This window comes from Rickettsiales endosymbiont of Peranema trichophorum, assembly GCF_004210275.1.
Taxonomy (GTDB): Bacteria; Pseudomonadota; Alphaproteobacteria; order Rickettsiales; family Midichloriaceae; genus RICK02.
On sequence record NZ_SCFA01000075.1, the window covers coordinates 1 to 1,454 of the forward strand.

Genomic DNA, 1,454 nt, shown 5'->3' on the forward strand with positions numbered 1-1,454 from the left:
ACTAATGGCTCCTTGACCTCTACCTCCCTTATCCCTATCATGCTCCCTCCCTTCAGGGCTCCTTTGCTAAACATGTACTTTCCGTATTCCGACTCCTTACTGTGCTCTATGTTCCTGCCAACCATTCCTACTATACCCCCCTCCTTGTTATGTAATGGTATCACCATGTGGTGTTTGTAGCCTATCACTCCCAACACCTTTTGTATGTCCTCTATATTTTGTACAGAGTGCCTTTTTAAATATTCCATTAACCCCTTCTTGTTCGGTATGTAACCTATGCCGCATCTCTTGATCACCTCATCGCTGTACCCACGCTCCTCCTTCAAATACCTCATCACCTTGTTGTTACCACTCCCTAGCTTGTTTAATGAGTATTGGTATATCATCGCCCATACTTCTTGGGAAACCTTGTAGTCTTTTAGTTCCTCCCGCTTTCCTGCCTTTACATCTCCTACTTTTTTGGTGTCTACTACACTTGCTCCACTTGCTTCATATTTTGTGTTTGATTTTGTAATTTCCCTCTCCTTCACAGCTTTTCTAGAGATTACTTTGCCTTCGTATAGCGCTTCCCTCAGACCAGACGCAGATGCTAAATATTCAAATATTTCCCTCTTACTACCTCCTGAAGTCTCACTCACGTATTGCCATATGCTCTTCTTGCCCCTTGTGTAGTCCATAAGTAACCACGGCCTGTCCTCATACACGTATACCTTCCCCGCTTTACCACTACTGCCATCTATCTTCTGCCCAGTTGTCGATACGTAATGGTTCCCACTCTTTCTAAAGCCAAATTCAGGTAAAAAAGTATCCAATTTCTCATACAGTGCACTGTATACCTCTTCTGTTGTAAGGTTCTCCCTTACCTTATGCCTTTCATTCGAGCACATCTTCCTTGATATCATTTCAATCATGGCATCCTCCCTATTTGCTTGACGCGTCTCGTAATCCGAAGAATCGAGGGCTACACTTTCTCCACTTATCTCTATGCTGCAACCACCCCTCTCATCAAACCGCTCAACAAGTCTAACCGAATCTCCCAACTTTAAATGACCAACATCTGCACCTCTAATTAAACATCCTCCTATATTCCTTTGGTCTATTATCGATACCGACTGTCCATCTACCTTCACCTCTCCTACGTACTTACCAAACTTAATCTCAGAATAATCGTAGTCTATATACGAATATTTGTTACTTTTCTTAAGCTCCTCACCTAAATCCAGCACTTTCTTGCTTTTATCAAAATGTTTTAGCCCGTCTGGTATACTCACACCAATGTTGTCTAATGACTCTATCCCCCTGTTGCTATTGTACGTCCTTATGTGCCTCATATAATCCTCACTCAGGTAGTCTAAACTTAACGTCTTTGGCTTTTCCCTACTTAATGTGGCCACCATCGCTCCATAATCCTTAAATTCTTGGCTAGACCAGTACATACCTATACTCTCTTGATG

At 42.4% G+C, this 1,454-nt stretch carries 1 protein-coding gene; it reads right to left on the bottom strand.

From position 1 onward, the window contains the following. A partial coding sequence (locus EDM53_RS03925) for a hypothetical protein (RefSeq protein WP_207215470.1) occupies positions 1-1,436 on the bottom strand: 1,436 nt, incomplete at its 3' end. Positions 1,437-1,454: the final 18 nt, after the last annotated feature.